Origin of the sequence: Maribellus maritimus (assembly GCF_022267315.1) — a bacterium.
Classification (GTDB): Bacteria; Bacteroidota; Bacteroidia; order Bacteroidales; family Prolixibacteraceae; genus Draconibacterium; species Draconibacterium maritimum.
On record NZ_JAIKLE010000198.1, the window covers coordinates 1 to 317 of the forward strand.

Genomic DNA, 317 nt, shown 5'->3' on the forward strand with positions numbered 1-317 from the left:
TCATCTGCCACATTGTGTTCCTCGCCAATATCTGTTGAAAGGTCGTACAATTCAGTGGTAGTTTGTTCGGGTTTTAAAACATTGTACTGTACCAGCTTCCAGTCGCCTTTGCGAATCGCTTTCCTCCCGCCTTTTTCATGAAACTCCCAATATAAATAATCGTGCTCTTTTTGTTCTCCCTGGTTTAACAGGGTAGGAAGAAACGAAATACCGTCAATATTCCCGGGGGCTTTAATTCCCGCAATATCCGCCACTGTTGGCATTATATCCCAGAAAGCTGAAATGTGACCACTTTTTGTTCCTGCTTCAATTTTCCC

The 317-nt window shown here is 43.2% G+C and carries 1 protein-coding gene; it reads right to left on the minus strand.

What is annotated here, in order from left to right:
• Positions 1–317: sulfatase/phosphatase domain-containing protein (locus tag K5G00_RS29660; RefSeq protein WP_238770290.1), on the minus strand; the 317-nt coding region annotated here is incomplete at both ends.